Origin of the sequence: Longicatena caecimuris (assembly GCF_018406465.1) — a bacterium.
GTDB classification, from domain to species: domain Bacteria; phylum Bacillota_I; class Bacilli_A; order Erysipelotrichales; family Erysipelotrichaceae; genus Longicatena; species Longicatena caecimuris.
In genome coordinates this window covers 1,635,040-1,661,883 of sequence record NZ_AP024510.1, presented here as the reverse complement: position 1 = coordinate 1,661,883, position 26,844 = coordinate 1,635,040, and the positions used below count along the sequence as shown (strand labels likewise).

Annotated in this window: 27 protein-coding genes and 1 riboswitch; of the genes, 17 read left to right on the top strand and 10 right to left on the bottom strand. The window is 37.6% G+C overall.

Annotated elements, in window-relative coordinates; all coding sequences use genetic code 11:
• Positions 1–24: 24 nt before the first annotated feature.
• Complete coding sequence (locus KJS44_RS07830; protein ID WP_017144657.1) at positions 25–2,226, top strand: RelA/SpoT family protein; 2,202 nt, start codon at positions 25–27, stop codon at positions 2,224–2,226.
• A 36-nt stretch (positions 2,227–2,262) separates the two neighbouring features.
• Positions 2,263–2,781 carry a GNAT family N-acetyltransferase gene (locus KJS44_RS07825; protein ID WP_008688287.1) on the top strand — a complete coding sequence of 173 codons (519 nt, stop codon included), beginning with the start codon at positions 2,263–2,265 and terminating at the stop codon, positions 2,779–2,781.
• Positions 2,782–2,941: 160 nt separating this feature from the next.
• Here the strand turns inward: KJS44_RS07825 and KJS44_RS07820 are convergent, their stop codons facing one another.
• Both KJS44_RS07820 and KJS44_RS07815 read right to left on the bottom strand, forming a co-directional pair.
• Positions 2,942–3,535 carry a YdcF family protein gene (locus KJS44_RS07820; RefSeq protein WP_008688288.1) on the bottom strand — a complete coding sequence of 198 codons (594 nt, stop codon included), beginning with the start codon at positions 3,533–3,535 and terminating at the stop codon, positions 2,942–2,944.
• On the bottom strand, positions 3,508–4,605 hold the full coding sequence (locus KJS44_RS07815) for a tRNA(Met) cytidine acetate ligase (protein WP_008688289.1): 1,098 nt from the start codon (positions 4,603–4,605) through the stop codon (positions 3,508–3,510). Before KJS44_RS07815 ends, KJS44_RS07820 begins: the two co-directional genes overlap by 28 nt.
• A gap of 174 nt (positions 4,606–4,779) precedes the next feature.
• Here KJS44_RS07815 and KJS44_RS07810 point away from each other — a divergent pair, with 174 nt between their 5' ends.
• From KJS44_RS07810 to KJS44_RS14750, 10 genes are all read left to right on the top strand, one after another.
• On the top strand, positions 4,780–5,709 hold the full coding sequence (locus tag KJS44_RS07810; RefSeq protein ID WP_008688290.1) for an alpha/beta fold hydrolase: 930 nt from the start codon (positions 4,780–4,782) through the stop codon (positions 5,707–5,709).
• A gap of 293 nt (positions 5,710–6,002) precedes the next feature.
• The gene (locus KJS44_RS07805) at positions 6,003–6,521 is read left to right on the top strand and encodes a YceD family protein (protein WP_226896747.1); all 519 of its coding nucleotides are present in this window, start codon (positions 6,003–6,005) and stop codon (positions 6,519–6,521) included.
• A gap of 15 nt (positions 6,522–6,536) precedes the next feature.
• Complete coding sequence (rpmF, locus tag KJS44_RS07800) at positions 6,537–6,707, top strand: 50S ribosomal protein L32 (RefSeq protein WP_008688294.1); 171 nt, start codon at positions 6,537–6,539, stop codon at positions 6,705–6,707.
• 224 nt (positions 6,708–6,931) lie between these two features.
• Complete coding sequence (locus KJS44_RS07795) at positions 6,932–7,399, top strand: ribosome maturation factor RimP (protein ID WP_008688295.1); 468 nt, start codon at positions 6,932–6,934, stop codon at positions 7,397–7,399.
• 20 nt (positions 7,400–7,419) lie between these two features.
• Positions 7,420–9,099 (top strand): transcription termination factor NusA, encoded by a 1,680-nt coding sequence (gene nusA, locus KJS44_RS07790; protein ID WP_008688298.1) that lies wholly within the window; start codon positions 7,420–7,422, stop codon positions 9,097–9,099.
• A 20-nt stretch (positions 9,100–9,119) separates the two neighbouring features.
• Positions 9,120–9,377 carry an RNase P modulator RnpM gene (gene rnpM / locus KJS44_RS07785; RefSeq protein WP_008688300.1) on the top strand — a complete coding sequence of 86 codons (258 nt, stop codon included), beginning with the start codon at positions 9,120–9,122 and terminating at the stop codon, positions 9,375–9,377.
• The gene (locus KJS44_RS07780; protein ID WP_008688301.1) at positions 9,374–9,667 is read left to right on the top strand and encodes a L7Ae/L30e/S12e/Gadd45 family ribosomal protein; all 294 of its coding nucleotides are present in this window, start codon (positions 9,374–9,376) and stop codon (positions 9,665–9,667) included. The genes rnpM and KJS44_RS07780 overlap by 4 nt, the downstream gene beginning before the upstream one ends.
• A gap of 8 nt (positions 9,668–9,675) precedes the next feature.
• On the top strand, positions 9,676–11,526 hold the full coding sequence (gene infB / locus KJS44_RS07775; protein ID WP_008688303.1) for a translation initiation factor IF-2: 1,851 nt from the start codon (positions 9,676–9,678) through the stop codon (positions 11,524–11,526).
• Between the two features lie 14 nt (positions 11,527–11,540).
• Positions 11,541–11,885, top strand: a complete 345-nt coding sequence (gene rbfA, locus KJS44_RS07770; RefSeq protein ID WP_008688305.1) for a 30S ribosome-binding factor RbfA — start codon at positions 11,541–11,543, stop codon at positions 11,883–11,885.
• Between the two features lie 422 nt (positions 11,886–12,307).
• Entirely contained in the window at positions 12,308–13,051 is a 744-nt protein-coding gene (locus tag KJS44_RS14750; RefSeq protein ID WP_008688308.1) for a DUF3781 domain-containing protein, read from the top strand.
• A gap of 213 nt (positions 13,052–13,264) precedes the next feature.
• On the opposite strand, the gene KJS44_RS07760 is transcribed toward KJS44_RS14750, so the two are convergent.
• From KJS44_RS07760 to KJS44_RS07750, 3 genes are read right to left on the bottom strand one after another with little or no spacing between them, the layout of a single operon-like run.
• Positions 13,265–13,687, bottom strand: a complete 423-nt coding sequence (locus KJS44_RS07760; RefSeq protein WP_008688311.1) for a DUF4430 domain-containing protein — start codon at positions 13,685–13,687, stop codon at positions 13,265–13,267.
• The gene (locus tag KJS44_RS07755) at positions 13,671–14,234 is read right to left on the bottom strand and encodes a hypothetical protein (protein WP_008688314.1); all 564 of its coding nucleotides are present in this window, start codon (positions 14,232–14,234) and stop codon (positions 13,671–13,673) included. The genes KJS44_RS07760 and KJS44_RS07755 overlap by 17 nt, the downstream gene beginning before the upstream one ends.
• Positions 14,173–14,667 carry an ATP-binding protein gene (locus KJS44_RS07750; protein ID WP_008688315.1) on the bottom strand — a complete coding sequence of 165 codons (495 nt, stop codon included), beginning with the start codon at positions 14,665–14,667 and terminating at the stop codon, positions 14,173–14,175. Before KJS44_RS07750 ends, KJS44_RS07755 begins: the two co-directional genes overlap by 62 nt.
• A 77-nt stretch (positions 14,668–14,744) precedes the next feature.
• Positions 14,745–14,919, bottom strand: a riboswitch (cobalamin riboswitch).
• A 97-nt stretch (positions 14,920–15,016) separates the two neighbouring features.
• Here KJS44_RS07750 and KJS44_RS07745 point away from each other — a divergent pair.
• The gene (locus tag KJS44_RS07745; RefSeq protein WP_008688317.1) at positions 15,017–16,132 is read left to right on the top strand and encodes an alkaline phosphatase family protein; all 1,116 of its coding nucleotides are present in this window, start codon (positions 15,017–15,019) and stop codon (positions 16,130–16,132) included.
• Between the two features lie 53 nt (positions 16,133–16,185).
• On the opposite strand, the gene KJS44_RS07740 is transcribed toward KJS44_RS07745, so the two are convergent.
• Together KJS44_RS07740 and KJS44_RS07735 are read right to left on the bottom strand one after the other, a co-directional pair.
• Positions 16,186–16,755: a chromate transporter gene (locus tag KJS44_RS07740; protein ID WP_008688319.1), complete on the bottom strand. Its 570-nt coding sequence runs from the start codon at positions 16,753–16,755 to the stop codon at positions 16,186–16,188.
• A complete protein-coding gene (locus tag KJS44_RS07735; RefSeq protein ID WP_008688321.1) occupies positions 16,752–17,306 on the bottom strand; it encodes a chromate transporter in 555 nt (184 codons plus the stop codon). The genes KJS44_RS07740 and KJS44_RS07735 overlap by 4 nt, the downstream gene beginning before the upstream one ends.
• Before the next feature lie 206 nt (positions 17,307–17,512).
• Between KJS44_RS07735 and KJS44_RS07730 the strand changes: the two genes are divergently transcribed.
• The gene (locus tag KJS44_RS07730; RefSeq protein ID WP_008688324.1) at positions 17,513–19,120 is read left to right on the top strand and encodes a gamma-glutamyltransferase family protein; all 1,608 of its coding nucleotides are present in this window, start codon (positions 17,513–17,515) and stop codon (positions 19,118–19,120) included.
• A 22-nt stretch (positions 19,121–19,142) separates the two neighbouring features.
• Here KJS44_RS07730 and KJS44_RS07725 read toward each other — a convergent pair whose 3' ends face one another.
• Entirely contained in the window at positions 19,143–19,760 is a 618-nt protein-coding gene (locus KJS44_RS07725; RefSeq protein ID WP_008688326.1) for a response regulator transcription factor, read from the bottom strand.
• The gene (locus KJS44_RS07720; RefSeq protein WP_008688328.1) at positions 19,741–20,838 is read right to left on the bottom strand and encodes a sensor histidine kinase; all 1,098 of its coding nucleotides are present in this window, start codon (positions 20,836–20,838) and stop codon (positions 19,741–19,743) included. The genes KJS44_RS07725 and KJS44_RS07720 overlap by 20 nt, the downstream gene beginning before the upstream one ends.
• Before the next feature lie 151 nt (positions 20,839–20,989).
• Between KJS44_RS07720 and KJS44_RS07715 the strand changes: the two genes are divergently transcribed.
• The 3 genes from KJS44_RS07715 to KJS44_RS07705 are packed head-to-tail and all read left to right on the top strand — an operon-like array spanning position 20,990 to position 24,276.
• Positions 20,990–21,922, top strand: a complete 933-nt coding sequence (locus KJS44_RS07715; protein WP_008688329.1) for an ABC transporter ATP-binding protein — start codon at positions 20,990–20,992, stop codon at positions 21,920–21,922.
• Positions 21,923–21,933: 11 nt separating this feature from the next.
• Positions 21,934–23,070 carry an ABC transporter permease gene (locus KJS44_RS07710; RefSeq protein WP_008688332.1) on the top strand — a complete coding sequence of 379 codons (1,137 nt, stop codon included), beginning with the start codon at positions 21,934–21,936 and terminating at the stop codon, positions 23,068–23,070.
• Positions 23,071–24,276, top strand: a complete 1,206-nt coding sequence (locus KJS44_RS07705) for an ABC transporter permease (protein ID WP_008688335.1) — start codon at positions 23,071–23,073, stop codon at positions 24,274–24,276.
• A gap of 132 nt (positions 24,277–24,408) precedes the next feature.
• Here KJS44_RS07705 and KJS44_RS07700 read toward each other — a convergent pair whose 3' ends face one another.
• Positions 24,409–26,775 (bottom strand): HAD-IC family P-type ATPase, encoded by a 2,367-nt coding sequence (locus tag KJS44_RS07700; RefSeq protein WP_008688337.1) that lies wholly within the window; start codon positions 26,773–26,775, stop codon positions 24,409–24,411.
• Between the last annotated feature and the right edge of the window lie 69 nt (positions 26,776–26,844).

The following is a 26,844-nucleotide window of genomic DNA, read 5'->3' as shown; positions in this document are numbered from 1 at the left end:
TTTTCTTGAATGCGGGTGATTAGTATGGTAAGGAAGAATGTCGTTACATTTGATGAGATGATGCAAGAAGTTCGTCAATACATCAAAAAAGAAGAAAATATTGATTTAATTACACGCGCCTTTTTGTGTGCAGAGAAGAATCATGCAGGGCAGTATCGTAAAAGCGGGGAACCGTATATCATACATGCCATTCAGGTAGGTTATATATTAGCAATGTTGCGGACTGGTCCTAAGACGATAGCCGCAGGCCTTTTGCATGATGTGGTGGAAGATTGTGATGTCTGCTTAGAACAAATTAGTGAGATGTTTGGTGAAGAAGTTGCTTCTTTGGTGGAATCGGTCACAAAGATCGGTGCATTGAAGTTTAAAGATGAGAAAGAATATCTTGCCAGCAATCATCGTAAGATTTTTATCGCGATGGCGAAAGATGTGCGTGTTATTTTGATTAAGCTTTCTGATCGACTACATAATATGCGTACTTTACAATATATGACGCCGCAGAAACAGCAAAAAATTGCGAGTGAGACATTGGAGGTCTATGCGCCGATTGCCCATCGTTTAGGTATCAGTGATATTAAAAATGAACTCGAAGATCTGTGCTTTCAGTATTTAAATAAAGAAAAATATTATGAAATAGCCAAATTGGTGGAAAAACGTAAAACAGAACGAGATGCACAGGTACAAAGCATGATTAGAGAAATCAGTTCTTTACTGGATGAGCATCAGATAAAATATCGCATATTCGGACGCAGTAAGCATTTATATAGTATTTATAAAAAGATGATAACGAAAAATAAGCGTTTTGAAGAAATTCTTGATTTATTGGCGATTCGTATCATTACAGATACCGATACGGCTTGTTATGAAATCTTAGGATATATTCATGCGAAATACCGTCCGATTCCAGGACGCTTTAAAGACTATATCGCTATGCCGAAGGTTAACATGTACCAATCCTTGCATACGACTATCGTGGCTGAGGATGGTAATATATTTGAGGTGCAAATTCGTACAGAATCTATGGATGAGGTTGCAGAACAGGGGATTGCGGCTCATTGGCGTTATAAAGAAAATTTAAATGGCGGCCGTGAGGTGCACCAAAAAGAAATTGAAGAGCAATTGCATTGGTTTAAAGATTTCAGCGTCATGAGTGATGATGTCAATGATGATGCTATGGAATACATGAATCTATTGCAGAAGGATATCTTTGAGGCTAATGTTTATGTGATGACTCCAAAAGGTAAAGTGATTGCTTTGCCAAATGGTTCTACACCAATTGATTTTGCCTATCGTGTTCATACCGAGGTTGGTCATCATACGGTTGGAGCTACGATAAATGGTGTGTTAATGCCATTGAATACAAAATTAAAAACAGGAGATGTTGTCAGCATCCGTACAAGTAAACAATCTCCTGGTCCTAGTGAAGACTGGATCAAAATTGTAAAAAGTGCTCATGCACGTAATAAAATACGCTCATTCTTCCAGAAACAGGAAAACGAACGCCGTTCGCTTGATATAAAAAAAGGCGAAGAGATGCTGATGGAAGAATTGAAAAAACGCAACTTAGATGTTGCGACATATACAGAACAAAAGAAGATTGAAAACATTGCCGGTTCTCTAAGTTTTAATTCTTATAACGATTTGATGTATGCGATTGGTGTTAAACAAGTATCCCTGCCTGCTGTCATTGACCGTTTGGTGAAACATAAGACAAGCGTACCATTAGATAATGAAGAATTAGCGAAAATGTTTAATCGTCAGGAACGAAAGCGAAAAGTTTCTTCAACCGGTATCCGGGTAGCGGGTATTGATTCCATGAAAATATCACTGGCTGCCTGCTGTTCTCCTGTTCCCGGTGATGATATCGTAGGATATATAACAAAAGGACAAGGAGTAAAGGTACATCGTACAGATTGTCCCAATATCGTGCATGAGAAACAACGCTTGATTGATGTGGAATGGGATGAAAACATTGAACAGAAAACATATGAAGTCAAGCTGATCGTGAAGTCAAGTGATCGTAATTTCTTGCTATCCGATATTGTGACGGTAGTATCACAATGCAAGGCGGGTTTGCAGCATGTTGATTCTTCAGTTGATGAGGATAAGGTTTCAGCAACGACAAAAATGACGGTTGTTGTGGAAAATGCTATTCATTTACAGACATTGATGGCGAATCTAAGAAAGGTCAATAGCGTAAAAAGTGTCGAAAGAGTTATTCAATAAGGTGAGGTGACACTCACCTTTTCCAATGGAGGTTTTATGAAACAAGAAACATTTTTAATAACGAAAGCAACAACAGAGGATATTCCCGCAATCTTAGAAATGTATCGTCGTCGGGTCTTGTATAATAATGCTCATGGTATTCCACAATGGCGCTTAGCAGATGTCACATGGGAAGCCTTTTCGCAATTATATACGATTGATGATTATTATGTTGGTAAATGTAATGGAGAAGTCGTTTGCGGATTATTCATTGTTGATGTCGATGAATTATACTGGCCGGATGTAGACAAAGGAAAGTATTTATATCTGCATAAGATCTGTGTTGATCCTGCTCATGCCAAAAAAGGCTATAGCGATGCTATGATTACCTATTTCAAGGATAAGGGACGTAAAGAAGGCTATCCGGAAGTGCGTTTAGATGTGCGTGAGAAGAAGGTGAAACTAAGAGAGATGTATGAACGCAATGGATTTCGCCTTGTCACAATTGGACAGTTTGTCCCTGAATTTACAACAGCTTTGTATCATTATGTATATGCATGGGAACAAGAAAAATAGCTAAGCAACTATGATATAGAAGAGTAAATGGTTCCTCTTTTTAAAGGGACTATCTGCTCTTTTTTATTGGTGTGGGGTATGCGATAAGGCAGAATATAAAGGCTATAAATAAAAGCCATGTATATCACAAAAGACGAAGAAAAAGCTTAAAAAGGATGTGTTAGTTCTTTCTAAGCTTTCTTTCATAATATAATGTATTCCACATGCGAAAGTATTCATCCATTCTAACTCTAATGCTACTATGCTCACGATAGGTGTCCATAACATAGTTATGAAAAAACTTATGTACAAAAAAGGCAGCTCTTCGCATATGGGAAGGACTAGTGATAACAATAATGTTTTCCCATTGTTTTTCATCACAAATGCATTTCGCGTATTTTAAGTTTTCATACGTGTTACGCGCCTTGGTTTCTAAGACAAGGGCTTGTTTTGGAATCTTTTGTGTCAAAGCATAAGCGGCCATCTTTTCTGCCTCGACATAAGTATTCTGCACGCAGGAACCACTGATTAATAAGTGGTGAACGCAGTGTTTGTCATATAAATTTATAGCAGTCTCCATACGCTTTTTTTGGACTGTTGATAAACTGCCATCTGCATTACAAGGATAACCCAATACAATTGCGACATCATAAGAAATGTCTTGTAAGGGATGTTTGGGTTTTGGAAAGTGATGATATAGATAAAGATTTGCAAGCAACACAAAGAGGATGATACAGATGAGTAATATCATTTGATATAAACCAAAGACTGCCATTCTTTGGCAATCGCTTCCTTTCTGTTTTTTGGTGTTAATGGATATGTATATGCCTGTGTCGCACGTAACTCAATCTTTCTCCAGTCTTGTGGAATCTGGTTAAATCGAGAAGCTATGATCAGATCATCTTGTTTGCGTAATTGTGACAAATAGGCTCGGCCAACATCATTCATTGCAAGAATGCGTAGGTGCTGTAAAGGACGGAGTTTCTGTATTTCCGTTTTCTTGGTCTGGGTTAATATATGAAGTAAGGTCCGTTGAATGCGACTGCGGGTATAACGCTTACTGATGCAAGCATTTACAAAGCTATCCATATCGCTATAGAGAGCGGCATTTTTCTGTAATAGCTGCTCCATTCCTTCCTCTACCATCAACATTGCTTTAATATCTTCTCGATCCATGGTCATAAGTAATGTCTGTAAATAAGGGTAATAATGTGTGAAAGCATATGTTGTATCTAATTTATTTGCCATTACTGTGGCATGATGAACATCCTGATGAAGCATGATACCATGACGGATGGCACTGGCACTGGCGATTGTCTTCGTATAGGTTAATTCATGATATGAATTTGTTCTTTGTATCGTATAAGGCTGTATAGCACTGCCTTGCAATGCTTTTAAATAACTGATGCCTAAAAGATCATTACTAGCGATTTGGGTACACGAATCAGCAAAGCTTTTTACCATGGCTTGCTTTTTCTGTACTGGTAAAGCAGCAGCTTGTTCACTTAAATGTTTTAATTTCTCAATGTCATTACATTCACTGCCAAACACCATATGGTTGACATTAGCCAGCGTAAGCAATCGGATGGCTCCTTGAGCAAAGATATCGGCACTTTGTGTTGCATAAGGATAGGGGAGTTCAATGACAATATCGACACCATGAGCAACAGCACAAGCAGCACGTTCCCACTTATCAATGATGGCGGGTTCTCCACGTTGCACGAAATTACCAGACATGATGGCAATCAGACAATCGCAATTACGAATGCTACGCGCCTGTGTAATGTGATATTGATGCCCGTTATGAAAGGGATTGTATTCTGTGACAATACCGCATACCTGCATAAGCAAACTCCTTTCTTTTCTATATGGTATTTATTCTATCATATTTTTTACGTATTGACATTGTCAATTCTAGGAGATAGTACTCTCTTAGACAATGTGAATACTTTGTCAGCATATTTTTAAGCGATTCTATGGTACAATGAAAACAGATAAGGCAAGAAAACGGAGGCATTTATGAAACTAACAAAATTCAGTTTTATCAGTCAATGTGATGGTCTTTGTATTCATGGTATGTGCATGGTGCCGGATAGAGAAGTTGTTGGTGTGATTCAGCTGGTACATGGTATGGCAGAACATAAGGAACGTTATGAAAATCTCATGCATTATTTGGCACAATCGGGCTATTTATGTGTCATTCATGATCATCGCGGTCATGGGGAAAGTGTAAAGTCACAAGCAGATCTGGGATATTTCTATGGTGTTGATGCCACCTATTTAATAGAAGATATTCATGAAATCAGTATGCGTATAAAAGAGCATTTTCCACATGTGCCATTGTTTTTATTCGGTCACAGTATGGGCTCTTTAGCCGTACGTGCATACTGTAAACGTTATGATAGGGATATTGATGGATTGATTGTTTGTGGTTCGCCAAGTGAAAATAAAGCAGCAGCTTTTGGTAAGATACTTTGTCAGATCATGGAGAAAGTGAAACAAGATCACTATCGTAGTTCTTTCTTACAACGTTTGGCATTTGGGCATCATAATGATGGAATTCAAGATGCTAAAAGTGAGAACAGCTGGATTTGCAGTGATGAAGATGTGGTAAAGGAATATGATGAAGATCCTTTATGTGGCTTTACGTTTACTTTAAACGGTTTTGAAAATCTTTTCGCTTTAATGATGACTGTATATGATAAAAAAGGTTGGCAATGCCACCATGCATCAATGCCTATCTATTTCATTGCCGGAAAACAAGATCCTTGTATCATTTCTGAAAAGGCATTCCATACAGCTGTAATGTTGATGCGTAAGGTTGGATATGCGAATGTATCTTGGAAATTGTATGAAGGAATGCGTCATGAAATCTTGAACGAAAGAGATAAAGGAGAAGTGTATCGGGATCTTTTGAAATGGTTGAATAAACATACTACAAACACATAAGCTGTTCATTTGATAAGCACTTTTTAATGAAAACAAAGATGAAGTGAGAATAGCATATATAACATGTTTTTCACTTTCAGGGGATACTGCTGTGAAGGATATAAGAAAATGCAAAACTTTATAAAAAGCAGATAGAATTAGTAAAAATTAGGTACAAAAAATAAAAATTAAAGAAAAAGTCTTTCTTTCATTTCGTTTTTGTGGTTTAATATATTAGCCTAATCATGGGAAAGTGAGAAATATATTGACTTTATTGTCCAGTTTCCTTATAATAGGATAGGTCAGACAACGAGGTGATTCTTTTGAAATGGTCTAGAGCTGAGCTGTTACAGGCGGATAAACAAACAATCGATTTTACGGATACGATTGCTTTCGATCCTGCGGCGTTCGCCAAGATGCACCAAATCAGAGGATTGCAGGATGTTACGGTATCAGGAAATATTCATTACGATACAGCCAGTGAACGCGTATTTGCGGATCTGGATATTGAAGGCGTGATGATCGTGCCGTGTTCTATAACCCTTGAGGATGTAGAATATGATTTCCACACAAAATCTTTGGAAGTGTTCTCTTTTGACAAGACAGAGGATGAAGATGTACACGAAGTAAAAGGTGATGTCGTAGAACTATTGCCGGTGATCTTTCAATTGATACTTATGGAAGTTCCTTTGAAGGTCGTAAAAGAAGGAATCAAAGAGTATCCTAAAGGTGACGGTTGGGAAGTTGTCAAAGAGGAAGACTATACGAAATCTAAAAAGGATGATATAGATCCTCGTTTAGCAAAGTTGAAAGAATTCAAATTGGAAGATTAAGTAGGAGGTGCTAACATGGCTGTTCAGCAGAGACGTAATTCAAAAACTAGAAAAGCAAAACGTAGAACTCACTACAAATTGGCTGCGCCAACTTTGGTGAAATGTCCAGCATGCGGTGAATACAAAATGCCTCACAAAATGTGTTCATGCGGTGAGTACAACGGTAAAACAATCGTAGAAAAATAAGAAAACAGACCGGGCAACCGGTTTTTTCTTTTCTGAAACATATAATGGTGTATCACAAATATAGCAGTAACAATATCCCCCTCTTGAAAATATGCTTTTTCAGAATTTAAAAATAAAAAGGGGAAAAGCGTTGAATAATTTCATAGAACGTGGTATATTAACTATAGAACTTCAAACGGAGTGGGTCATGCCCACTCCTTCATTATGTTGTAAAGGAGAATGTTATGGACGGATTGTCAAAAATCAAAGAATTGATCAAACCTCTTCTCGCACAAGAAGATATTGAATTGTACGATGTCTCATGGCAGCAAGAAGGTAAAAATCGCATTTTACAGGTTGCAATCATGCGCAAAGATGGCAGTATGGATATTGATACATGTGCAGCTATGTCAGAAAAAATATCAGAAAAGCTGGATGAAGTAGATATGATTGCCAGTGAATATTTTCTAGAAGTATGTTCTCCGGGGGCTGAACGTGAATTAAAGGATGAAACACAGATTCGAGATGCTCTGGATGAATATGTTTATGTGAAATTGAAAAATCCCAAAGCAGGCATGGATGCCGTAAAAGGATATTTGCGTGCTTATGAAAATGGTGATATCACGATGGAATATATGGATAAAGCAGTAAAGAAAAAGATAACAATTGATGGCGATAATATCGCATTAATTCGCTTAAGTGTGAAAATTTAAGAGAAAGGAAAAAGAAGAACATGAAGTTAAAAGATTTTATGGCTGCGATGCAGGCAATCGAAAGTGATCGTAAATTACCTCAGGAAGTTGTCGTAGAAGCGCTACAAGAAGCGTTGGCTAAGGCATTCCGTAAACACATTGAAATTCCTGATGCATTAGTACGTGTAGATGTTAATGAAAAAACGGGAAACATCAAGGTATATCAACAGCGTACGATTGTTGAAACGGTAGAAGATGATGAATTGGAAATTTCATTAGAAGATGCAAAGAAAATCAATCAAGAGCTGGAACTGGATGGTGTTGTCGAGGAAGAAGTAGACATTACACAGTTAGGCCGAGCAGCGGTTATCTTAGCTAAAAACGTTATGAAACAGAAAATCCGTGAAGCTGAGAAACTGATTGTGTATGAAGAATATTGTGATAAAGTTGATGAGATGGTTGTTGGAACGATTGAGTCTGTCGAGGAAAAATTCTGTATCGTAAATATTGGAAAGACATTGGCATTAATGCCTAAAAATCAGCAGATTCCTAACGAACGTTATCATGAAGGTGATCGTATTCGCGTGGTGATCATTGAAGTAAATAAAGAAACCAAAGGTGCACAGGTGTTAGTATCTCGCGGTGATGCAACTTTAGTAAAACGTCTGTTTGAAAAAGAAGTACCAGAAATTTTCCAGGGTGTGATTGAAATTAAGGCAATCGCGCGTGAGGCAGGAGAACGCACAAAGATGGCTGTTTATTCTCACAATGAAAACATTGATCCAATTGGTGCTTGTATCGGGCCGCGTGGACAACGTGTTCAGGTTATCATCAATGAACTTGGCGGTGAGAAAATTGATATCTTTGAATGGAGTGAAGATGTTACAGAATTAATTAAAAATGCTCTTTCACCTGCGGAAGTATTAGCCGTAATCCCAAGCGAAGAACGTAAAGGTGGCTTACTGGTTGTCGTACCAGATAATCAGTTATCTTTAGCTATTGGTAAACGTGGTAAAAATGCACGTCTGGCAGTGAAATTGACTGGCAATAAGATTGATATTAAAGCAGAGAGCGATGTGGATGCAGCTGGTATTGATTGGAAAGGCATCGCTATGAAACAGCGTGAAGAATTCTTAGCTGCGCAGGCTGCTGCCAAAGCATTGGCACAGCAAGAACGCTTTGAAGAGGCAGCGAGTGAAGAAGCTATATCACTTGCCGATGCAGGAGTATCCTTCCAGGAAGAAATTTTAGAAGAGCCAGAAGAAATGGTAGATGATGTAGTAATAGAAGCGAAAGCAAGTATCATCGCACCTGAAGTGGAAAAAGTGGCTGAAAAAGAAGTGGAAGAAGAAGTGGTTGAAGAAGAAAAAGAAGAGAGCGATCTGGAAAGAGCGGCTCGTATTGCTAAGGAAAAACAGCGTCAAGAAGGCTTAAATATCAAAGAAAAACAAGAATATAAATCAAAATTTGAAACATTGGCAGATGTTAGCGCAAAACAGGAAGAAAAACCGGTTAGCAAACCACGTTGGAAAAAGAGTGAAGAAAAGGAAGAACGCCGTAAACCAACCTTTGATTTGAGTAAAAAGGATTATGAAATGAAGCCTATTTACTCAGAAGAAGAACTAGAAGAAATCGAACGTGCTCAACGTGAAGAAGAAGAAAATGATTGGATTCATGATGAGATTGACTTCGATGAATATGATAAATATTACGAAGAATAAAGAAAAAGGAGGGAGCTTTTATGAGAAAAATACCTATGCGCAAGTGTGTGGCAACTGGTGAAAGTCTTCCAAAAAAAGAATTGATTCGTATCGTTCGTACCCCTGATGGTAATGTTGAAATTGATGAAACAGGGAAAAAGAATGGTCGAGGTGCCTATCTAAAGCGCAGTATTGAGGCACTGGAAGTGGCAAAGAAGAAAAAAGCTTTGGCGCGTTCATTAGAATGTGAGATTCCTCAAGAACTTTATGAGGAATTACAAAAGTTATTTGGTGAATGAAGAAAGCAATTGGAACACTGGGATTGGCTATGCGTGCCCATAAGATAGCTACCGGTGAAACGATCTTTAAAAAACTGCGCAGCAATCAAGTTTCGCTGCTTATTATGGCAGATGATATGGGAGAAAACGGTAAGAAAAAGCTGACAGATAAATGTGCCTATTATCATGTGCCCTATGTCTTTATGAATGGGGAAGAATTAAACATGGCTATTGGTGATAAGAATCGCAAATCTGTTGCAATATTAGATGAAGGTTTTGCACAAAAACTTCATGCTTGCTTGAAAGGCTAGGTGATTATATGGCAAGACAACAACACAAAAAAGGGAATGGAAACCGTAAGAACAATGGAAATCGCAAAAAAGAGTTTACACCACGGAAAGAACGTGTGGAAGTAAAAGAGATTACGTACAGTTCTGCACTGACGGTTCAGGAATTAGCAGAGAAATTAAATCGCAATGCAAGTGAAATCATCAAGCTTCTCTTTATGATGGGAACGATGGTAACCATCAACTCGACTTTGGATGATGAAACGATTGAACTTGTCTGCATGGAATTTAATGTAGAATGTCATAAGGAAATCATCATCGAAGAGAGTGATTTTGAAGAGATGATGAATGTTGAAGAAGAGGATGAAGAAAACTTAGTATCCCGTCCTCCTGTTGTTACGATCATGGGACATGTTGACCATGGAAAAACAACCTTGTTGGATACGATTCGTAAAACACACGTAACAGAAGGTGAATTTGGTGGCATCACGCAGCACATTGGTGCATACCAAGTATCAGTGAAAGGTAAAAAAGTTACTTTCTTAGATACACCGGGCCATGAAGCTTTCACGGCCATGCGTGCACGTGGTGCGAAAGTAACCGATTTGGTTATCATCGTCGTTGCTGCTGATGATGGCGTTATGCCACAGACCAAAGAAGCGGTGGATCATGCCAAAGCGGCTGGTGTTCCGGTTATTGTGGCTGTGAATAAGATTGATAAACCAAATGCTAATAAAGATCGTATCATGAATGAAATGAGTGACTTAGGATTACTTCCTGAAGCATGGGGCGGAGATACCATTTTTGCGGAAGTATCAGCAAAATTTGGCGATGGTGTTTCTGATTTGTTGGAGACCATTCTTGTTGTATCAGAAGTAGAAAACTTCCGCGCGAATCCAAATAAGATGGCAACCGGAACTGTTATCGAGGCGAAGTTGGATAAAGGACGCGGACCGGTAACAACCTTGCTTGTACAAAATGGTACATTGCATACCGGTGATGCTGTCGTTGTTGGTACTGCTTTTGGACGCGTACGTAAGATGACAGATGATCGTGGCCGCGAAATTAAAGAAGCATTGCCATCTACACCAGTTGAGATTATTGGTTTAAATGATGTGCCAATTGCAGGGGATATCTTTAAAGCATTTGATTCAGAAAAGAAAGCACGTCAAATTGCGGAAACACGTTTAACAAAACGTATTGATCAAGAACGTAACTCTTCAAGTGCGATGTCATTAGATGATTTAGCACGTCAGATTGAAGAAGGTGAAGTACAGGATATTAATGTCATCGTTAAAGCGGATGTACAGGGTTCTGCCGAAGCAGTAAAGGCAAGTATGGAAAAAATTGAAGTTTCCGGTGTGAAGGTGAATGTCATCCGTAGCACGGCAGGTGCCATTACTGAAAGTGATATCATGTTGGCAAGTGCATCAAATGCGGTGATTTATGGATTTAATGTACGCCCTAATGCGATGGTGCGTAAAAAAGCTGAAGAAGAAGGCGTAGATATCCGTTTGCATAACATTATTTATAAGGCTTTAGAAGAAATGGAAAGTGCAATGAAAGGAATGTTGGCACCGGTTTATGAAGAAGTTGTCATTGGCCAGGCAGAAGTTCGTCAGACTTACAAGGTTAGTAAGGTGGGAACGATTGCCGGATGTATGGTGACGGATGGACATATCACGAAAGATTGCAGTGTGCGTTTGATTCGTGAAGGTGTTGTAATCTATACCGGTAAGTTAGGTTCTCTGCGTCGGTTCCAGAATGATGTGAAAGAAGTTCAAAATGGTTTTGAATGTGGTATGACTATTGAAAACTTTAATGACATCAAAGAAGGAGATTTGATTGAGGCGTATGAAGACCAACAGGTTGAGCCAGAATAACATCAGGTGATAGAATGAAAGTAAAAGCAGAAAAAATTGCCGGAATCATTCAGAAAGAAGTCAGTGAGATCATTCAGTTTGAGCTAAAAGATCCTAAGATTGGCTTTATTACGATTACAGATGTCACGGTAACAAATGACCTCTCAATTGCTAAAATCTATGTATCCTTTTTAGGTCAAAAGGCTAGAGAAGAAGCCGGGATGAAGGCGTTAAATCGCAGTAAGGGATTTATTCGCAGTGCTTTAGCAAAACGTTTAACGATGCGTAAAGTACCAGAGCTTCATTTTCTAATCGATGATGCATTAGAAAGAGGCAATAAGATTGAGAAAATTATTAGTAAGATTAATGAACATTCATAAGCAAGATGCAGTCAATTGTGGCTGCATCTTTTTGTGCGACAGGCAGTTGCTATAATTCAACCATGTACAGGCATAGTTGAATTTTCTTTCTTATTAAGGGATTGTATTTATCAACAGGAAAAGAATAAAACCAGATGTTGAAAGAAGAAGGAATCGAATACTATACACAAAAGAGAATAAAGAAAATCGCAAATTCTGAAGTGAATTTACGATATAGTGGATATCATAAATAGGCATATTGGTAAGCCGTATGCCTTGTAGGGCACGTACGGTTTGATAAGGGGCGATAGTTTAATGACTATCGCCTACTTGCTTTTACAAAAGGCATACAAGAAGAGACTGTAGAAGAAAACTAGTTCACTATCAGAAGTTACCATGATACAATAGGCTAAAGAAAGGTTTAATTTTATAGGGGAATGGAAATGAGACGTAAAGATAGAGAAGTTACTGACGAGAAAAAAATTATGGAGATCATCTCTCAGTGTTATTGTTGTAGATTAGGTTTTATAGATAAGGGTGCCGTTTACATCGTGCCATTAAATTTTGGATTTGAAAAGAAAGCAACAGATTATGTTTTTTATTTTCATAGTGCTATGGAAGGTAGAAAGATTGAGTGTATGAAAACAGGAAATCCTGTTGGCTTTGAACTTGATACAAATTATCAGTTACAAGAAGCAAAAAATCCTTGTGCATATTCAGCAGCTTTTCAAAGTATTATTGGGACAGGAAAGATTGCAATCTTAACAGATGCAAAAGAGAAAGCATATGCTTTATCGCAAATCATGTATCACAATACTGGCAAAATAGATTGGCAGTTCTCACCTAAGATGCTTGCTAAGCTGGCCGTATTTAAATTGCTGGTAACAGAGTTGAGTTGTAAAGAACACAAAGCGATTTCTATGCATAACGATAATTTGAATGAAGATAAAAGGATATTGCTCGATCATATTGATGAGATTCATACGACAGAGAAGGGAAGCAAGCGTATCAAAACCAATTTAAAATTAGACGTATCAAATGTTGTAGCGTATTGCAAAGATAAACTCTTGGATAAAAACTGTAAGATTTATCGCATAGGAAAAAACTGGTATGGTGAGATTGATGGGATTAAAATAACAATTAACGCCTATCGTTATACGATTATTACCGCACATGCTATCAAATGATTTAAAAAATTCGAACACTAATTGAAGATATCATACTCGAATAGCGTGTAAAATATGCTATTCTACCATATTTATAACTTGTTGATGTTCATTATCATGATCATCCTTGCTTATTCGTATATGAAAGGATAATTATCATATGTTATAAACTTATATAAGTGATTAAAAAAGGAATGTGTAACATAAGCTGTTCACATTCCAAAAGTTTTTATATTACATGCCTTGAAAATTAAAAGTGAAATCATCACCGTCTTTAATCTTTAAGGCACTGGCAGCATCGCATTGGCCGGAAGCCTGGCAGGATTCATTATTGCTCGATTCATATAGCCACCATGGACCTTTTTGCCAATCCTTCGTTTTAACACCTAGGATGGAAACAATCTTTTTCCCATATGCGCTGTCTTCCATTTCTACCTTTAGCTCATTGGCTTTTTCTAAAAAGTCAGCTAAGGTAGTTACGTGATCTTTGACACTAACTTTTTTATTAAATATTTCTTCGCCTTCTTTATTTACAACGATGTGTAAAGTAATTGTTTCTTGTGAAGCTGATTTCGCTGTTTCGCTTGTTTCTTTATTCGTACATCCGCTGATAAACAGGATACAGCAGATGGCGAGTAGTTTACATAATTTTCCCATAAGAAGTACTCCTTGTAATTTTTTTTAAAATGGTATATATAGGCTGATAACAGATCATGCAACAAAAAGCGGATAGACATCCTTGAATACATGATATTTTCAGCCCTGCTAAGATATAAAGAATTGTGATTTTTTTGGATATAAGAAGAAATGGTATCTGGACAAGCTGACCGGTTAGAAAAGATAAACAACCGCATAAGAAACATAGTAACCAAAAGTGTTTTTGTAAAAATGGTTTACTTATGCCAATAAACAGACTGTAAAGAGGATAGATCAGACAATACATCATGCTCCAAGGGGTAACGCCTTGGATAGATAAATTCACGATGCTAAATACGATGGCACCTAACACAGCTTGTTTCGTTTCAAAACACATTGCAAAAAGGACAATGGTAAAGGTGATGCATTCCAGATACAGAACAAATGAAAATGATGTAAATACAACCGATTCTATTGCGGCCATAACCGCAATGTAGCATAATTCTTTAGCTTTCATAGGACTTGCTGATAAAGACTTGTTCCGCAATGCCTTCTGCTTTGTTTTCATACAGGCACATCATAAAAAAGGTATTTGCCAATAAATTCATAAAGTCAAGCAAATGGTGATTTATGGTATGCCCTTCTTTTTGCAATTTCGTTAGGATACGTATAATGGCTTTCGTTTTTGCACGCAAAACATGTAAATATGCTGTACCAAGGCTGCCTACTGGTAAAACAAAATGTTCTATCCTGACAAAGTAAAACTCATACATTGCATGAAGACGCATGACCTCATGCTTTTGTATGGCACATTTACCTCGGATAGAACCATTGGCATGATAGATGAGTGTAACAAGTTCTTGTATATCTTTTCTCTTGATGTGTTTGACATGATGCGCACATACGGCCGTCATACTGGCAAGCTCATCTGTTGCAATTTCATAATCACATAAGCTGCCATCTTCACTTAAAAAGCTATATGCACAATATTCCATACGCATTCTTTTTCACCCTCTCTTTCTTGTGGAGTGTGAAACAGAAAAAAGGAAAAATGATTTGCTTTTTTCTGATCACCCAGCAGATGCATTCATTACAGGCAAGTCTTTCGGCTTAACTTCTTCCTACTTTCCACCTTCTCATGCATAAGCACAATGGTATCTTGGATTTCGTCCATATCACGACTGCTGGGGCAGCGAAAGATTTTCACTTTCTTCCTTATTGAGTATGTCTACACCTGTAATATTCATTTTCAATTGTTCTATCTCATTATAGCTTTTTTTTCTATATTATGTCTAGCCAGAAGTGTGATATAATGTATAAATAAATTAAAAAACACTATGAGGTGATGCAATGAAAATGGATTGGAAGAAGGATAATCTTGTACATATAGCAAATTCGCTACGTGCCTATTATCATTTGCCGCTGTTTCATAAAAGCGATGAGCAATTAGATCAATGGTTACAGGAGAGAAAACCCGAACAAATCATTGTATTATTGATCGATGGCTTAGGAAAGTATCAGATAGAGCAACTTGCTAAAGCAAAAGGTTTTCTTAAACAACATTGTAAACGATATGTAGAAACTGTGTTTCCACCGACAACTGCGGCAGCGACAACTTCTTTTTTAAGTGGAAAATACCCATGTGAACATGGATGGCTTGGCTGGCAACAGTATTTTGAAGAAATCGATGAGCATTTGGTCATGTTTTTGAATCGTTCTTATTATCAGAAAAAGCCTTATTGGCAGCCTCATTATACATATGAGCATGTAGCAGTGAATTCGCTTGTGCAAGACTGCTTAGCAAATGGGATTTGGGCAACAGAAATCTATCCGGCTTTTCGCAAAGGAGGAGTACACAGTTTCAAGGAGATGTGTCAGCGTATCGTCAAAGAGAGTCAATCACAGCGTGCTTCGTGTGTCTATGCGTATTGGGATGAATTTGACGATTGCATGCATCACTATGGGGTACATGCAGCCGAAAGCAAAGCGATGCTAAAAAACTATGATGAGCTCATGGCACACTATTTCCCATCATTATCCGCTAAAAGTGCTCTTTTGATTATCGCTGATCATGGACAGATAGACGTTACATGTCGTTGTATGGTTCAAGACGAACAATTGATGAGATGTTTACGACGATTACCGTCATTAGAAGGAAGAGCTCTCAGCTTTTCTATTCAAGATGGCAAGCATCAGATGTTTAAAGAACACTTTCAGGAAAAGTATGGAAATAGCTTTATATTACTTAGCAAAGCAGAAGTGCTACAGGAGCATATCTTTGGCGAAGGAAACAACCATCCGCTCTTTACGTCTTTTATAGGTGATTATCTTGCTATCGCAATCGGTGATGAACAATTGATTTATGATGATAGCTATGCGGTAAAGGGAAGTCATGCTGGTTATACAAAAGAGGAAAGAATGATTCCGATTATTTGTTTTCAAAAGGAAGATGAAGCAAAGAAATAGCATAGAAAAACAGCTGCATTAGGACACGACGTCTTTAGGCAGCTGTTTGTAATTTATAGTTGTAAAACGATACCAGCTAAGGCACATCCGCAAAGCAAGGCAATGGGATGAAGCTTAGGGAATTTACGGGACAAGCACAATACCACGATGAACATGATAAGTGGTACATATTGAATTGCGTCTAGGAACGTTTGAAAATGAAATTCCTCATTTTTAAACATGGTTGTCATAAAAATTCCTAAGCCGGCAGATGCAATCATGGCAGTGACTGCCGGTCGTAAACCATAAAATGCATGTTGAATGATAGCACTATCTTTAAATTTCTTTAAAAAGTGTGCAATGATACAAATAATGATAATACTAGGTGCTACTAAAGCAAGCGTAGTTAAAATACCACCAAGTATGCTGTCAGTTACATGATATCCAACATAGGTTGCCATATTGACGCCCATTGCACCAGGTGTTGCTTCAGATACAGCAATCATATTTGCAAGCATTTCGCTGGTAAACCAATGATATTTGCCTATGAGTTCAAATAGAAAAGGAACCGTTGCCAGGCCTCCGCCTACAGCGAATAGACCGGTTTTGAAAAACTCAATCAATAATGCAAGATAAACACTCATGAGGATTTTACCTCCTTTTTGGCTTTATATAGCTGAATGCCAATACCAAGACAAGCTGCTGTAATGATGATTACAATAGTTGGTATCAACTGCAAAAACGCTAGTAATAAAGCCAGACAAAAAATCAAAGTACCTGTGAAATCTTTAACTCCGGACTTAAACAATTTGATAACGGCATTCAAAACCAATACACAAACAGCAACACGAATACCTCCAAGTGCATGCTGTACAATTGCTAAATCGGAAAAGTTCTGCAACAGCGAAGCAATTAATAAGATGATTACAATCGAAGGGAATATCACACCCAAAGTTGCAAAGATACCGCCGATAATGCCTTTTTTGTAATAGCCGATAAAGGTAGCGGTATTTACGGCAATGATACCGGGTGTACATTGTCCTACGGCATAATAATCCATAATCTCTTCTTCTGTTGCCCAATGCTTTTTTTCAACAACTTCACGTTGAATAAGCGGTAGCATTGCATAGCCACCTCCAAACGTAAAGGCCCCAATTTTAGCAAAGGAGTAAAACAACTCCCAATATTCTTTCATATCGTTCACCTCAAATTCATACGAATTTCATTATACGAAATCAAAACTCATTTGACAACTCATTCTGCATAAGAAAATACGAAATTGAAATAAAATACGAAAGGTTAACGCAAGGAGCAGAAATCATGAATGAAAAACGTAAAAATCACTACGACACGTTGAAAAAAACTGCTATAATGATGAAGAAGAAAAGGGGTTGAAGTTTTATGTTTGATGTACATCATCAGGTGTATGCATCCAATCGCTATCCGGTAATAGCGAGGAATGGGATGGTTTGTACAGGTCACAATTTAGCAAGTGCTGCTGGCTTAGAAATGTTGCGTAAAGGCGGGAATGCAATAGATGCAGCTATTGCGACAGCGGCTGCATTAACAGTCGTAGAACCAACAGCGAATGGATTAGGCTCAGATGCCTTTGCTATCGTATGGTTTAAAAATAAAATGTATGGTTTAAATTCTTCCGGCCGCTCACCACAAGGAATCACCATTGAAAAAGTGAAAGATCTGCATGGAAATATTTCACGCATGCCTACGGATGGATGGACACCAGTAACCGTACCTGGGGCAGTCAAAGCCTGGACAGAATTGCATGAGCGTTTTGGCGTTTTACCATTTAAAGAAGTATTAGAACCAGCTATTCGTTATGCAAGAGATGGGTTCCCCTTAACGCCAGAAATTTCTCGCATGTGGAAACAGGCATGTGAACGATTCAAAAGTCATAGAAATGAAGATGCTTTTCAAGAATGGTTTGCCACTTTTCATAAAGAAGGAGTATCACTAGAGCCTGGATCCATCATGGTGTTAAAACATCATGCGAGAAGTCTGCAAATGATTGCCGATTCAAAAGGGAAAGCCTTCTATGAAGGAGAATTAGCAAAAGCGATCGATGCTGACAGCAAAAAACATCATGGTTTTTTACGATATGAAGATTTAGCAGCACATGAGGTTCTTTGGCAAGAACCGTTGCATGTACATTATCATGATCATGATATATGGGAATTACCACCAAACGGTCAAGGTATCGTAGCCTTACATGCACTGAATACGTTAAAAGAATTTCATTTTGAAAAACGCGATGAGAAAATGTTTCATCATCAATTTGAAGCAATGAAAATGGCATTTGCCGATGGCATGGCGACGATCAGTGATCCTGGGGCTGCACATCCCGATGTCTTAAGAATGATTGATGCATCATTTGGTAAGATGAGGGCAAGTCAGATACAGGAGCAGGCGTTAATGCCGCAAGTAGCTATGCCTTATAAAAGTGGTACTGTCTATTTATGTACGGCTGATTGTGAGGGGAATATGGTGTCTTTCATCCAATCCAATTACATGGGCTTTGGCAGTGGAATCGTTGTCAAAGATACTGGTATCGCTTTACAAAATCGTGGCGCTGATTTTTCTTTATGTGAAACCGATGTCAATGTATTGCGGCCACAAAAACGAAGTTATCATACGATTATTCCCGGCTTTATTACACGAAATGGAAAAGCCTTAGGTCCATTTGGCGTTATGGGGGGCTATATGCAGCCGCAAGGACATGTACAAGTGGCAATGAATCTGATTGATTTTCATTTAAATCCACAAATGGCATTGGATGCGCCTCGTTGGCAATGGATCAAGGATAAAACTTTCCGGGTTGAAAAAAGCTTTGATGCTACGATCATTGACGCTCTGCGCAAACGTGGACACCAAATTTGTGTGGAAGAAGAGGTGTCAAGTTTTGGACGTGGACAAATGATTATGCGCATGGAGAATGGTGTGTATGTCGGTGGCTGTGAATCACGTACTGATAGCAATATTGCCTGCTATTAAAAAAGTATCGTACGATACTTTTTTATTTTAGATGCTGATAGAAGAAAATAGCCAGTTGTGTGCGATCACGCAATCCTAATTTATCTAAAAGGTTACTTAAATAATTACGCACCGTACCTTCACTAAGAAACAAGGTCTCAGCAATTTCTTTATTATTCAATCCATTAGCTACTAAAGAAATAAACTGTTGCTCACGATCATTTAGATCATATTGCTCTTTTGCTGTATCTCTATTATTTAGTAAATCAGGTAATTTTTCAATAATTTCAGTATTAAAGACGTTTTGGTTAGCATAAACGGCTTCTAAAGCAGATACGATGCTATCAAAATTTTGTTTCAGAATATAGCCTTTCACACCTAGCTTTAAAGCTTTTACGATATATTCATCATCACTAAAGGTCGTCAGAAATAAAATACGCGCTTGTGGGAATTCTTTTAAAATAGCTTCACTAGCTTCTACGCCATTCATCTTTTCCATTCGGATATCCATTAACAATACATCGCTTTGATATTGTCGGTATAACGCTATTGCTTCCTCACCGCTATTCCCAATAGCATCTACTTGTATGTTTTTAGCTTCTAAAATAGTTTTTAATGAACTGCATACCAGTGCATCATCATCAACAATTAATATTCTCATGCGCTATTTCCTCCTTTGGCAAAGTAATAAAAAGACAAAATCCTTGTTCTGTTTGAATGTTTAAAAAGCCATGCATGGTTTCCACGCGTTCGCGGATGTTTTTTAAACCAATCCCCGTATCTTGTTTTTTGATAGAAGTCCCATTGTCGGTTAAGATAAGCTGATAAAACGTAGGTTGTTCTCGAAGAGTAACGGTAAAGACAGTTGCGTTGGAATGTTTCATGGTATTGTTCATACATTCTTTTACGATAGCTAAGATATGATAAATCATTTCTTGTGACATGGAATGTGTTACATCATATACGAAATTTCCCTTACAAAAGGTGAAATTTTGTATCAGTGTTTGTAGTGCCGCTTGAAGATCCAATGCATCATCATGGAGATTATGAACGCTGCTTCGTATACTGTCCATGCTGGTAGAAATGGTTGAGCGAAGATTTGTTAATGGTTCTTGTAACTCTTCTTGCGTAAAGATGGCTTGGATAGCGCCAATTTGTAACAAGGCACTGCTGAGAAGATGCCCCACATTGTCATGTATTTCACGAGCAATGCGATTGCGCTCATTTAAGGTGGCAATGCGTACTTCTTGTTCTTGTTGAATTAACAAATTTTTGTTTTTCTCACTTAAGATCATCGCTAGTTCACGTGATGTATCACGCTGTTTTTTATAATCCTGTTCCAATTGCTGCTGCGAAAGTGTTTGTTGTTTTAATAACAAAGAAAACAGCATGGCTAATAACCATAATAAATCAAATCCAAGATAATGAAAATTCAAATGAAAGATCATGGGTAACAAATAGAGCAATACGCATGGAATGTTTAATTCTTTTTGTTTCCATAGCGGAGCATTATAAAATAAAAGTGGGAGCGTATAAAAAAAAGCCCTATTCCATACAGTTAAAATCAAATAGCATAAACGTAATAAAGATGTCCATCTTTTATCTGAATATAAATAAGAGGTTGCCGCTAAAATGATAGCACAAAGAAGTGCTGTGGTTGTAGAAACATCAATCTCTTCAAATATGAGAAATAAAACAGATATAAAGAGTAGCAATAGATCGTTTAATAAGATATTCATGATGATCCTCCGATATACTATGATTTTAGCATGCTTTTTTATTAGTTACAAATGAAAATATGACATCTGTCATATGCGGTTGTGAAGATATACACTGTTTTTGCGCATGAAACTTTCGTATACTGTAGCTATGCAAAGGGAGGAATCACATATGATCATAGAAGTAAGAAACCTAGTAAAACGTTATAAGGATGTTATTGCGTTAGATCATTTTAATATGCAAGTAGAAGAAGGTGAAATTTTAGGGTTATTAGGCCCAAATGGCAGTGGTAAGACAACAGCTATTAACTGCATGCTATCTTTGTTGAGTTTTGATAAAGGTGAGATTAAAATATTTGATAAAGAAATGACACCAGATGCTTATGATAGTAAAAAAGATATTGGTATCATTCCGCAAAATGTAGCAGTTTTTCATGAATTAAATGTCCAGGATAATGTTGATTATTTCTGTGGACTATATATACGTGATAAAGCAAAACGCAAAAAATTAGTTGATGAAGCGATTGCTTTTGTGGCGTTAGATGAATATCGTAAGTTTAAACCAGGAAAATTAAGTGGAGGATTATTACGACGTTTGAATATTGCTTGTGGTATTGCACATAAGCCAAAGCTGATCTTTATGGATGAGCCGACCGTAGCCGTAGATCCTCAAAGTCGTAATGCTATCTTAGAAGGAATACGCCGCTTAAACAACGAAGGAGCGACAATCGTTTATACTTCTCATTATATGGAAGAGGTAGAAGAACTATGTAATCGTATCATCATTATGGATAAAGGCAAAATGATTGCCAGTGGCAGTAAGGAAGAATTAAAGGCGAATATCATGTTGAAAGAAAAAGTAGAAGTGGAACAGGTGACCATATCGCTAAGACAGATAGAAGAGATAAAGGGTATAGCAAATGTATACGATGTTTCTTATCATTCGCATACACTGCAGGTGAAATTTATGGAGGGTAAGCGGAATATGCTGAATCTGATGGATTATTTTGCTCAAGAGGATATCAGCTATGGAAAAGTTTATTCGCAAACACCAACGCTAAATGATGTTTTCCTGGAAATCACAGGCAAACAGTTGCGTGATTAGGAGGGAAGCTTATGTTGCATATCTTAAAATACCGGGCAAAGTGTATGTTCATGAATCGGCCTTTGATGTTTTGGACATTGCTTTTTCCACTTATCTTGACAACGCTATTTGGAGCGGTGTTGCGTCATGCATATGACCTAACAACATTTGAAACAATTTCCATTGCGATGATTGATAATACTGCTTATCAAAAGAATACCACCTTGCAAAAGACACTCAAATCCTTGCGAATGGAAGATACGCCAATGTTTAAGGTGCAGGAAGTCTCAACAAAAAAAGGAAAACAATTACTGCAAAAGGGCGATGTAGACGCGATGATCACGATTGGTGATGAAACAACCATCTTAGTTAAAGAAACCGGAATCAAACAGACGATGACACAAAATTTCTTTGATGAATATACCCAAAATGAGCATATGGCCATGCAGCTGTTAGCAGCCGGCAGTACCCCAGAACAACTTATGCAGACGTTTACCAATACGCATGATTTTATCAAAACAAACAATGAGGAAAATACGAATCTATCCTGTATCTTCTTTTATACTTTATTAGCGATGAATGCATTATTTGGAGGCTATTGGGCAATTAATTCCATGTATTCCTTGCAGGCAAATCAAAGCACTACGGCTGCTCGTATAGCAATTGCACCAACACATAAAGGATTAAATTTGTTTATTGATCTCTTTTTAAACATTGTCTTTCAAATGACCATTCTAAGCATCGTTTTCTTCTATATGTATACGATCTTACAAGTGGATTTTGGTAACCAATTAGGTTTTGTTGTCTTGGCCATCTTTATGGGTGTTCTTGCCGGCAATGGTTTAGGACTGTTAATTGGAATTTTATTACCTCAAAAAGATATAGGAACCAAAACCGGTGTTTTGACCTCTATTACTATGTTGGGAAGTTTTCTGGCAGGTATGATGATGGTTCAGATGAAATATCTGGTTCAGGTACATGCTCCTATCTTGGCATATATTAATCCTGTTAACATGGTTACGGATGCCTTATATTCGTTATATTATTATGGAGTAGGTGAACGCTATTATCTGAATCTGTTTTCTTTATTGATATTCTCTCTGTTATGTTATCTCATCTGTTATCGTTCTTTGCGTAAAACACGCTATCAGAGTTTGGGGGTGCAGTAAATGAATATCGTGAAATTATACTTCAAAATCGTTTATGATAAAAAAACAAGCATTTTGACGTATCTGGTTATCTTTACGGTTGTTTTTGGTTTGTTTACAGCCTATATGCAAACGAATAATAGTATGCCAGACGCTTATGAGAGTGTGAAAACGAACATTGCCTTCATTGATCATGATCAATCTGCTGAAAGTGCCCTACTAAAGGAGTATCTGCATGAGAAGACAGAAATAAAGCAGGTAGGCAGCAGCACTTCTGAAATACAAGATGCTTTGTTTTATGATGAGGTAGATACGGTTGTGCAGGTGCCCAAGGGATTTGGTCATGCTTTTCGCAAAGGGAAAGAAAATTTACTAGATGTTGCACAACGGCCTGACAGTGCGCAGGGAATGATGTTAAAACAACAGATGAATGCTTATTTGCAACGGGTGTACACATATCAAGCACAGTTTCCGAATGAAACCTTAACACAAATAAAACAGCGGGCAGATGCAGATTTAAAAGTCAAAAGTAAAATGCAACTATCAAGTGGTGAACGCATAAATATGAAAGTGGTCACAAGAGGCATGTACTTTAATTATATGTCTTATGTGCTATTGGCTATCATATTAATGGTTGTTGGTTTAACCATGCATAGTGTATATCGTTCAGAAATCTTGAAACGAAACAGTGTATCACCTACTTCCAGTTTGCATATGAATTCCTTTTTAGTGTTATCGAATATTTTGTTTGGTATTATAATATGGCTTATCATGATCGTTGTTATCTTTATCTTTAATGGAGATGTCATGATGAATACTAGTGGTATGTTATTGTTACTGAACTCATTACTATTTGCTATTATGACGGTAACATTAGCATTTATGTTTTCAGCGCTTACGTGTACCGTGCGCTATGTAGAAGATGTGATGAATGGCATTAGCAATGTTGTATCGTTAGGGTTCAGTTTCCTAGGAGGAGCTTTTGTGCCCCAGCATTTGATTCCTAGTGGCATTCTCACGTTTGCGAAGCTATTACCTTCGTATTGGTATGTGAACTTAAATGATGCTTTGACTTCGCAAATGCAGGTGGATACAGGGACTTGGACGAAAGTGTGGCAGACATATGGTGTCTTATCATTATTTGCTGTTACTTTCTTCCTTATTGGTCTTGTCATCATGCGTAAACATCGATCACAAGATGAGTTTGTTGATAATAATAAAGCATAAATGAGAAAACAGCCGTTGTAACAAGACACGGCTGTTTTCCATTCCTCGTAAATCATATTATTTTAGAATCTAGACAAAGAAGAGCGATGAGAAGTGTTTGAAATCAAGAGTGAAAACAAGAAACCTTTCAGTTTATTTACCTATATTGATGATGCGTTGTTTTAATTTAAAGTAATGGGAGAAGCGAAAGAAGAAATCCATAACAAATGGGATTGCGGCAATACCGCCGATTGTACAAAGGAATGGCAGATAGTCTAAGCGAACCAAGGAGAATAGGCTAGGGAAGAAGACAATGCCAAGGATAAAGAAGATGGACATTGAGGTAAAGATGATAAAACGTTTTCGTGTAAATGGAATACAGACACGATATAATACAATAATGCCATTTGCTCCCGTTAACAACACACACATCGTTGACATCTCATCTGGTGTAAGCGGCATGAGTAAAGATAGGATATTAACATAAATGATACTTAAGACAACACATAAAGCTCCTGGCAATGCGCGTCCTAAGACATTTAATAAAAAGTTGCCTTTCACTTTGGCATGATTGGCTTCTAAAGCTAAGAAGAAAGAAGGGATCCCAATCGTCAAAGAAGAAATTAAGGTCAGTTGAATCGGTTCAAATGGATAACGTTGGATAAAGAACAGTGTCAGAATACTGAGGATGGTTGAAAAGGTCGTTTTTACTAGAAATAAGGATGCTGCACGTTGTATATTGTTAATGACACGTCTTCCTTCATCAACGATCACGGGCATATTAGCAAAATTATTATCAAGCAGAACAAGGTTGGCTATGTTTTTTGCTGCCTCACTACCTTGTGCTACGGAAATGCTACAGTCAGCTTCTTTTAACGCCATAACATCATTCACACCATCACCAATCATGGCAGTAACATGTCCTTGCTCTTTTAAAGCTTTGATCATCAGCTTTTTCTGCATCGGACTAACGCGTCCAAAAACCGTGTATGTTTTTACCGCATCAAATATCTCCTCATCCGACAAGGTAGATACATCAATATATTTATCATAGTTTTTTAAATGTGCCTTATGAGCAATTTCGTGAACAGTGCGCGGATCATCACCGCTGATAATCTTTACATCAACACCTTGTGAAAGAAAATAATCCAAAGTTTTTGGTGCTTCTTCACGAATCGGATCACTCAAGATAAGCAGTGCTATAATCGTATTATTTTTATCAATACATTCCTCTTCAATGGCAACATCACTATGTGCCAACACTAAGACACGATTACCCAAACTTGCCTGTTCGGCTATTTCTTTTTGTAATGCAGCGTTTTGGTTTCCATTGACAAATTCATAGGCACCTAACACATATGTGCCATTTTCTTTAAATGTGACAGCACTGAGCTTGCGTGCACTGGAAAAAGATAATTTTTCAATACATGTAAAGGTGTTACTTTTTCCTTTGATATATTTGCGAATTGCCATAGCAGTTGAATTGTCATCGTCTAAAACTTCCATCATATTTGCTAAAATATCTTCCGCAGTATAGGGATGCTTCGCATAGGGAATGATGGATTCTACGCGCATGTTACCCTCTGTAATGGTGCCAGTTTTGTCTAAACATAAGGTATCAACGCGAGCCAGTGTTTCTATGCAATACAATTCTTGTACTAAGGTCTTACGTTTTGCTAGATTAATAGAGCCAACAGCTAGCGCAACACTTGTCAAAAGTACTAAACCTTCTGGAATCATTCCTAATAATGCTGCCACAGTAGAAACAACGGCATCTGCAAACGGAGTTTTTGTGATAAACAATTGTTTGCTAAACAATAATATACCGATGGGGATAATGGCGATACCAATCGTTTTGATGATAAAGTTAATTGAATCACGAAGCTGCGATTTATGCTTTTTAAATGTCTTAGCATCTGCCATGATGGTTTGCGCATAATTGTCTTTGCCTACATGGTGTATTTGTACCTTTGCATTTCCACTAACGACAAAGCTTCCTGAATATAAGGAATCTCCAACATTCTTAAGGATAATATCTGATTCTCCGGTCACTAAGGATTCATTTACCTCTAATTTGCCTTCACGAATGATAGCATCCGCACACACTTGTGATCCAGTATGTAAATAGGTAATATCATCAAGCACTAGATCGTCCATATGCAATTCCTTCAATTCACCATTACGTAAAACACGAATATACGGTTGTGTGATTAAAGAAAGTTTATCCAAAACACGCTTGGCACGAATTTCTTGTAGAATCCCAATGACTAAATTAGAGAGAACTACACCGAGAAATAACAAATTTTTATAAGAACCGATGAAAATGATCATTCCGGCAAGTATCGCATTGATGAGATTGAAGAGGGTAAACAGGTTATCCTTAAAGATTTCCTGATAACTTTTAGTGATACGATCATTTTGTACATTTACATACCCTGCTGCAACACGTTTAGCAACTTGCTCATGAGAAAGACCATGTTGTAAATCGACGGTTTCTTCTGCATGCTTTACTTCTGTCATGCAATCACCTCGCTTATCATTATTATAACAAACTTCTTTTTAAAATACTCTTACGCTTTCGTAATTTTA